Below are 8,617 nucleotides of genomic sequence, written 5' to 3'. Positions count from 1 at the left end.
TTAAAAACTTATGTCAATAACCAGAGTGAACCACTGTAAGCGCGATTAAGATAGACAAAAAATCTTATCAATGACAATTCTCGGGGAATAATTAGAAACTTTCAACCCTACCCCCTACATCCTACATACTGTTTCCTTTTTAAGTCTATTGTCATCTCTAAGTATTATGCTATCTGGAAAAAGCACCGTTCCACCGTTCCACCTAACCTTATGAGAATTTCGGATGTCTTCCCTTTAATCCCGTCATTAATTTAAGTGCTTCCACCTTAAGAGATTGAATATGAATCATTAACCACAGACCAAAACGTCGTAAGATAACCACAGGTAACCAATCATTAGAAAAAAGGCGATCTAATAAATCAGTAAAGCCTAAAATCGTTAAATTCTCTAATTTTCGCCAATTTTCATAGTGTTTAAGCACCGCCAAAGCCCCAATATCTTCACCTTGCCTAGTAGCTTGATTGATCACTTCAGCTAAAGCGGCAGCATCGCGAATCCCGAGATTTAAACCCTGTCCACCTACAGGATGACAACAATGAGCAGCATCACCAATAAGAGCTAATCTCGGTTTGACATAACATTTACTCTGCATTAATTGCACAGGAAAAACTAGGCGATCGCCAATCAACTCACAGTTACCCAAAGACTCAGGTAAATGTCTAGCCAATCTTGTCATAAATTCCTGGTCAGTTAACTGTTTTACAGCTGTTGCTTCTTGGTGAGGAAGAGTCCAAACGATTTGACAGCGATTACCTGGTAAAGGTAATATACCCATTGGACCTGTAGTCCAAAAACGCTCAAAAGCTACATTATTTTCTAAAGCTTCATGCTTGATCATAAAAGCTACACAAGATTGCCAATATTTCCAACCTCTAGTAGTAATTTGCGCCCATTCACGTATGCGTGATTTAGCGCCATCTGCACCCACTACTAAAGCAGTGCTAATCTCCTTGATTTCTCCTTCAAGATTAACCCTGAGATTAGCTTGATCATCTCTATACTCTATTTGCTGTACTTCAGCCGGAGCTAACCATTCAATCCTAGGACAATCCGCTACAAAATCTTGTAAACTACTTAGTAAGGGCTCATGCTCAGCAACGTAACCCAAATAGTTGCTTTTTAAATCACTAGTATTAAAGCGCACCAATTGTGGATAATCAGCGTCAGATAGACTGATATGAGAGAAATTAGCTATTTTTGAGAAAATTTCTTGCCATACGCCTATCTCTGTCAAAATACGTCCAGACATCAAAGAAAGAGCATAAGCTCTTTGTCTTTTAAGGGTTTTTTCTAGGGGTAAAGCTTCGATAATAGCTATGCGCAAACCAGAGTTTTTCAAAGCAGCAGCGAGAGTAGTGCCTACAATACCCCCACCGATAATTACTAAATCATAATCTAAATTAGGTTGCTGAAAGTTCATTTTTTTTGATTTAAAACAGCTCTTTCTCCTATTTTAGTTAAGTTATGTTAACTTGTGCCAATCTTTAAGGATAACCATAGGTAGGTACATTGGGTGATACTTGAGGGATTGGTTGGGAAATAGGACTAGTACCTACATTAGTATTATAATTAAACCCACCTGTTGAGGGTGTTTGTTGCCTAACAGTAGTCTCTTCTACACTAGTAGTCTGGTCAGTTGGTGTTGACTGTGGCTGTGGATTATTGTTAGGAGTAGAAGGAGGAGGGGTTTGTCTGACTCCAGAAGTTCTCGGAGTAACTCCCCAAGTATATCCAGAAGGACCAGTAGGTGTATTTTGTGCTGTGAGTTGATTATCTACAGGTTGGTTTTGTTGTCTTCCTCTCCCATTAATGCGTAACATAGCTGCATCTAAAACCGTCAAGCGAGGAGTTCTATTTCTTGTACTCGTAGAAGTAACCAACTGCAGCTGCTCTGCATCTTCAGTACTAGCACTTGCTGAATTATTCTTGAGCAAGGTACGATATTCTTGCACTCTAGGGTTTTGTAAAACTTGTTCTGGTGAATAATTACCTCGACTAGTAGTAACTTGAGTTTGATTAGTAGTGCTTAAAGGTTGATAAAAATTACTACTTGATTCAGCCCTTTTTGCTTCTAACCATTGTTCTAAGAATCCTGGCTGTTGAGAAGTCATATTTAAGGTAGGTTGTTCGTAGTTAACAACTTCGGTGTTTTCTGACTGTTGAGCAATAATTTCAGAAAATCCCGCTTCAGTAGTAGAAGGAGCATTATTTAAATCAAGACTAGCCGATCGCCATTCCGGATTACGAGAATATTCCCACACACAAAAACTAAAAAAAGAAATTACCCCTAGAGAAGTTAAAAATAAAGGACGAGTAAACCGTTTTAATCTTGCTTTGAGATAGCGTGAGTTCAGAGATACTTTAGATGTTGACATAGCTTAGAGAACTCTTAATAAATTATTGAACTGATTTTAGTTTAACAATTTCGTGGGCGCTTATTAAAAGCGCCCGATTAGTTATACAGCTTCTGAATTCCAAGCCAAACTACTCGAAGCCTTTTCAACTAAAGCTAAAACATCGCTGCGGGTGAGTTTTTCTTGACCAAGAGCCATAACTTCTAGTGTACCATGAGCTAAAGCTAAAGGAATTTGACAAAAATCTAGCACAGGTCCAGGCGGTAATGATTTAGTATAACAATCAGCTAGATATAAATTACGACGTGCATAAGCCTCCATTTGTTTAATATCCCAATTATGAGGGAAGAAATGTACACCTCTAGCTTTGTCTTCGCGGTGATTGCGTAAAATATTTACCGACTGTAAACCTCGACCAAAACCAACTGCGTACATACGATTAGTTTGAGTATTATTATACCAAGCCCATAAATCACATAGCAATAAACCTACTGCACCTGCTACACTAAAAGTATAACTATCTAAATCTCCTTCGGTTTCGATATACCAATTACGCTCAGACCAATAAGCCATGCGATCCGCCATGGCTGCGGTAGCGTCCCAAATTCTAGGAGCTATAGTCTGAGGAGCTAATAAACACCATTCCCCGAGGCGCAGACTTACTTCAGGTAAGTTATCCTCATCTGTAGTTAATCCTGCGGTAAAATTTTCTAAGTGGTAATGTTCAGAACTAGCTTGTAAATTTAAACTAAGACGACGTAATAATTTAGCTTTAGTGAGATTATTTAAGGTAGGATGATCTTCTATCTCATCGATCGCTCGCATACAGAGATAAGCTGAAGCAACCGCTTCTAACAACTCTGACGGTAAACGAGAAATAGGTATATAAAAGGTTCTACTGGTTTCTTTTAAGATTTCTAAGGCATTGTCACGTAAATTCATCAATTAAACTCCTCACGCCAATAATTTTTAAGATTTAGCATACAGGGGGAAGCTCAGAAAAACCACCCCCAATCAGATTACAATGTCGCGGCGATCGCTCGCTCCAATTTAACCGCTGCTTCCTCTACCTCCTCGGAACTAACTATTAATGGGGGTACAAAGCGTACAACTGTTGGACCTGCCGGAGCTAATAATAATCCTTCGGTCATAGCTGCTTTTACCACATCAATAGAAGTAATCTTACTATCAGAATGCAATTCTAAACCATTAATTAGACCCCAACCGCGAACTTCTTTACACAATTGAGGGTATTTCATGGCGATCGCTCTTAAGCGGGTGCGCAATTGTTCTCCTCGTTGTTGAACATTTTGCAGGATATTTTCTGTTTCTATAGTGCGTAAAACGCTCAATCCTGCAGCACAAGCGAAGGGGTTACCTCCGAATGTACTAGCATGACTTCCTGGTTCAAACACGTTACAAAACTCTTTACACATCATTGCACCGATAGGGATACCTCCTGCTAAACCTTTAGCGCTAGTGAAGATATCTGGCTCTACCCCTAGATTTTCGTAACCCCAGTATTTACCTGTACGTCCTACCCCTACTTGTACTTCATCGAAAATGAGTAAGATACCGGTTTCATCACAGATTTTACGCAATCTTAAGAAGTATTCTAGTTCACCAGGACGTACTCCACCCTCTCCTTGGAGAGCTTCTAACATAATTCCGGCAACTCGGGTGTTTCCTTCGTCAATATCGGTGATCGCGTTTTCAATCGCTGCGATATCATTATAGGGAACATAAGCAAAACCAGGTACTAAAGGGCTAAAATCTTTTTGATATTTAGGTTGTCCTGTTGCGGTAATGGTAGCTAGAGTACGTCCATGAAAACTCGCATGAGCAGTTAAAATAACTGGGTTGTCTAAATCAAGTTTTTGATGAGCGTATTTACGAACTAATTTGATAGCAGCTTCGTTAGCTTCAGCACCAGAATTACAGAAAAACACTTTATCAGCACAGGAATGCTCTACGATCCAACGCGCTAATTCTCCCTGTTCTGGTATATAATACAAGTTAGACACGTGGTGTAACTTTTGAATTTGTTCCGTTACCGTTTTAATTAAATTAGGGTGAGCATGACCTAAAGTAGCAGTAGCAATACCAGCGACAAAATCCAGATATTCTTTCCCGTTGTTATCCGTTACCCGACAACCACTTCCTTTAACTAAAGCGATGGGAAAACGTCCATAGGTTTTCATCACATAGCGATCGAATTCGGTCATGTCAAAATGACTTGGGGGAGATAAAACAGGAGATTGTAAATTAAGGGTTTCTAGACTCACAAATTAATCCTCGTGAAAATGACAAAATTTAGTTAGATTTACTGTACTTTATTCTAACTGTACTCAATTGTGCACAAAGTTTTTTCTATACAAACTTCTCAATGTTAATCCAAAGAAAATATCAACAAATTAGGAAAGACTTAATAACAGGTGTTTTTACCCTGCTATCTATTATCCTAGGTGGTACGGTTTGGTACTCTCAAGTAGAGGGTTGGTCATGGTCAGATGCTGCTTATATGACCATTATTACCCTTTCTACCGTGGGATTCCTCGAAGTTCAACCCCTAGGAGTGCGAGGACGTCTGTTTACCATGGGGCTAATTTTGATGGGGTTAATCACTATTGGTTATATGGTGAATCGCTTTACAGAGGCTTTGATTGAAGGTTATTTTCAAGCAGGTATTCGCAGGAGACAGGAACAAAGGATGATCGAAAATTTAGATAATCATTATATTCTCTGTGGTTTTGGACGTACAGGAAGACAAGTAGCTCAAGAATTAGAAGCTGAGGGAGTCACCTTTATTGTCATTGACTCTCAATCAGACACCGTAGAGAAAGCACAAAACTTGGGATATTTAGTCATTCAAGATGATGCAACCCTAGATGAATCTTTGCAGAAGGCTAAGATAGATAAAGCCGTTTGTCTAATTACTACTTTAAGTTCCGACGCTGAAAATCTCTATACCGTTTTATCAGCTAAAACCCTTAATCCTAAAATCCGGGCTATTTCTAGAGCTAGTACCGAAGAAGCGGTTAAAAAGTTACAACGAGCTGGAGCTGACGCCGTTGTATCCCCATATATTACTGGTGGTAAGCGGTTAGCAGCGGTAGCAGTGAGACCTCAAGTCATGGACTTTGTTGATGGTATTTTAACAGGAACTGAACGCTCTTTTTATCTAGAAGAATTTCTCTTAGATCCTGATATTTGTCCCTATGTAGGACAAACCCTGAGTGAAGCCAGACTGCGATCGCAATCTGGAGCTTTAGTGTTAGCTATTCGTCGTAGTAATGGGGATTTAATCCCTGGTCCAACGGGAGATACACGCTTATTTGCTGGAGATTTAGTCATCTGTATGGGAACAGCAGAACAATTGCGCTTACTTAATAGTATCCTCGGTCCAATGTCTTCTAATTCACCTCGATTACCTAAACAGCAATTTTAAAGCATAAACTAAATGCAAAATCAGCATAATTACATTAAGATTGTAGCAAATTAAACAACCTTGACCAAAAGAGTCTTTAACAATAAAGAGTTAAAATAGTAATTATCAAGTATGATTGACTCAGTAAAAACTCTTTGTCCTTATTGTGGTGTGGGTTGTGGGTTACAAGTATTACTCCAGAAAACAAATACAGCATCCGTTAACCCCACCTGGAAAGTCACAGGCGATCGCCTCCACCCTTCTAGTCAAGGGATGGTCTGTGTCAAAGGAGCAACAGTTACTGAATCTTTGTCCAACAATCGTTTAGAATACCCGATGATTAGGGAATCCCTCGAACAACCCTTTCGACGTTGCACTTGGGATGAAGCCCTAAACAAAATAGTAGAACGTATAAAACTAGTAGGCAGTACCCAAGGTGCAGATGCTATCTGTATGTATGGTTCTGGTCAATTTCATACTGAAGATTATTATACAGCACAAAAACTGCTCAAAGGTTGTCTAGGAACAAATAATTTTGACGCTAATTCTCGTCTGTGTATGTCTTCTGCTGTATCTGCGTACCAAGAAAGCTTGGGGAGTGATGGTCCACCCTGTTGTTATGATGACCTAGAAGAAACCGACTGTGCCTTTTTAATCGGTACTAACACAGCAGAATGTCACCCCATAGTCTTTAACCGTCTCCATAAACACCTCAAAAGAAATCGTAAAGCCAAACTAATCGTAGTCGATCCCCGTCGTACTAAAACCGCAGAAGCAGCTGATTTACACCTAGCTATCCAACCAGGAACAGACATTGACCTCCTCAATGGGATAGCCCACCTACTATTAAGATGGGGAGCAATTGACAGCTATTTTATCGATGAATGTACCCAAGGCTTTCCCCAATACGCCCAAATCATCGCCGAATATCCCCCAGAAAGAGTAGCCAAAACCTGTGGAATATCCGTTAATGAAATTATTCAAGCCGCTAAATACTGGAGTGAAGCCCATCGAGTATTATCTCTATGGTCTATGGGTATTAACCAATCCTCAGAAGGAACAGCTAAAGCTAGAACCCTAATTAATCTACACCTAATGACAGGGAATATAGGTAAACCAGGAGCTGGACCATTTTCCTTAACCGGTCAACCTAACGCCATGGGAGGAAGAGAAGCAGGAGGATTAGCCCAACTCTTACCAGGTTATCGTTCTGTAGTCAACGCCGAACACCGTCGCGAAGTAGAACAATTTTGGGGATTACCTTCAAATAGTATTTCCCCTCACAAAGGAAAAGATGTCTGGCAAATGATTATAGGGTTAGAACAACAAGAAGTAGGTTTACTGTGGATAGCAGCTACTAACCCCGCAGTGAGTATGCCAGATTTAGAACGTACCAAAGCAGCCCTACTTAAATCTCCCTTTACCATCTATCAAGACGCCTACTACCCCACAGAAACCTCAGCTTATGCTCATATTCTCTTACCTGCTGCTCAATGGAGTGAAAAAACAGGGACAATGACCAACTCTGAACGTATGGTTACTATCCTCCCTCAATTTCGCTTACCACCAGGAGAAGCTAAAGCCGATTGGCAAATCTTCGCCGAAGTCGGCAAAAGACTAGGATTTACGCAACAATTCAACTTTTCCGATGCTGCTGCTGTTCACGCTGAATTTGTCCAATTAACCCGAGGTCGTCTTTGTGACATGACGGGAATCACTCACGCTAAATTAAGTATTCATGGTCCAAGACAATGGCCCTGTAGTGAAGGACAATCAACAGATAATCAACGTTTATATACTGATTTTCGCTTTTTAACACCCGATGGGCGGGCTAGATTTGGCGCTTATCACTCGCGAGGATTAGCTGAACCACCTAACCCTGATTACCCCTATATTCTTACCGTAGGCAGACTCTATGGTCATTGGCATACCCAAACTCGCACAGGTCATATTGCTAAAATTAACAAAATGCACCCCCATCCCTTTTTAGAAATTCATCCCCGAGACGCAGCTAAGCTGAATATCAACGATACTGAATGGTTAGAAGTGCGATCACTTAGGGGTAAAGCACGTTTTCCCGTTCAAATCACTAAAAATATTACCCCAGGTACTGTCTTCGTACCTATGCACTGGGGTAGTCTTTGGGCTGATGACGCTGAAGCTAATAGTCTCACTCACCCCGAAGCTTGTCCTACTTCTCGACAACCAGAACTTAAAGCTTGTGCAGTACAGTTAATTCCTGTCAATAATCTTCAACAACCCCAGAAGACATCCTCTATGAGTTTGAGTAGTTTATGAAAACCGAATTTTTCAACTTTGAAGCCGATTTTGTGGATAACTTACGTTGTATCCCCATGATAGTGCGATTTAAACTAGATACCTGTGGTGTTAAATTAAAACTGACTCACTGGAATAACTTTAGTGGAGAAGAAAGACAACTGTTAGTCTCTCTCCCCTGTAATAATAACAACGAAGCTATAGCCTATAAAAACTTCCTCCAGAGTCTGATAGTGCAAAAAACTAGCACACCGGCTGCAGAAATAGCCATTAACCCTAAGCCACCTTGGCTAGATGCTAATACTATCCCTCCAGAAGTAAGGGCTAAAGCCTTAGAATTTGCCATTACTATCAGTATAACACAATGGCAAAGTCTGACACCCCTACAACGCTTCGCTTTAATTAAATTGAGTCGCCCTAGTCACGAGAATAGCAATTTTTATCCTGCTTTACTAGAATTTAATCTTACCTAAGAGGGAAGAGGGGAATGAGTTCGCAGTAACGATTGCCAAAGGGTACGTAATCACGTACTATTGTGGTTGTGAGCTATTCTTATCGA

At 40.3% G+C, this 8,617-nt stretch carries 7 protein-coding genes; 3 read left to right on the top strand and 4 right to left on the bottom strand.

Going from position 1 to position 8,617, the window contains the following annotated elements:
• Window positions 1–208: 208 nt before the first annotated feature.
• From EA365_09890 to EA365_09875, 4 genes are all read right to left on the bottom strand, one after another.
• Window positions 209–1,420: an FAD-dependent hydroxylase gene (locus tag EA365_09890; protein TVQ44611.1), complete on the bottom strand. Its 1,212-nt coding sequence runs from the start codon at window positions 1,418–1,420 to the stop codon at window positions 209–211.
• A gap of 64 nt (window positions 1,421–1,484) precedes the next feature.
• On the bottom strand, window positions 1,485–2,375 hold the full coding sequence (locus EA365_09885; protein ID TVQ44610.1) for a hypothetical protein: 891 nt from the start codon (window positions 2,373–2,375) through the stop codon (window positions 1,485–1,487).
• Window positions 2,376–2,456: 81 nt separating this feature from the next.
• Window positions 2,457–3,296 (bottom strand): phytoene/squalene synthase family protein, encoded by an 840-nt coding sequence (locus EA365_09880; protein TVQ44609.1) that lies wholly within the window; start codon window positions 3,294–3,296, stop codon window positions 2,457–2,459.
• Window positions 3,297–3,373: 77 nt separating this feature from the next.
• Window positions 3,374–4,579 (bottom strand): aspartate aminotransferase family protein, encoded by a 1,206-nt coding sequence (locus EA365_09875; GenBank protein ID TVQ44612.1) that lies wholly within the window; start codon window positions 4,577–4,579, stop codon window positions 3,374–3,376.
• Window positions 4,580–4,740: 161 nt separating this feature from the next.
• On the opposite strand from EA365_09875, the gene EA365_09870 reads away from it, so the two are divergent.
• The 3 genes from EA365_09870 (at window position 4,741) to EA365_09860 (ending at window position 8,531) form a co-directional block, all read left to right on the top strand.
• Window positions 4,741–5,802, top strand: coding sequence for a potassium channel protein (locus EA365_09870; protein TVQ44608.1), 1,062 nt, complete (start codon window positions 4,741–4,743; stop codon window positions 5,800–5,802).
• Between the two features lie 111 nt (window positions 5,803–5,913).
• Window positions 5,914–8,079, top strand: coding sequence for a nitrate reductase (locus EA365_09865; GenBank protein ID TVQ44607.1), 2,166 nt, complete (start codon window positions 5,914–5,916; stop codon window positions 8,077–8,079).
• Window positions 8,076–8,531, top strand: coding sequence for a nitrate reductase associated protein (locus tag EA365_09860; GenBank protein ID TVQ44606.1), 456 nt, complete (start codon window positions 8,076–8,078; stop codon window positions 8,529–8,531). The genes EA365_09865 and EA365_09860 overlap by 4 nt, the downstream gene beginning before the upstream one ends.
• Window positions 8,532–8,617: the final 86 nt, after the last annotated feature.

Origin of the sequence: Gloeocapsa sp. DLM2.Bin57, assembly GCA_007693955.1 — a bacterium.
GTDB lineage: Bacteria > Cyanobacteriota > Cyanobacteriia > Cyanobacteriales > Gloeocapsaceae > Gloeocapsa.
The sequence above is the reverse complement of the archived record's forward strand: the minus strand, read 5'-3'. Positions and strand labels throughout refer to the sequence as shown.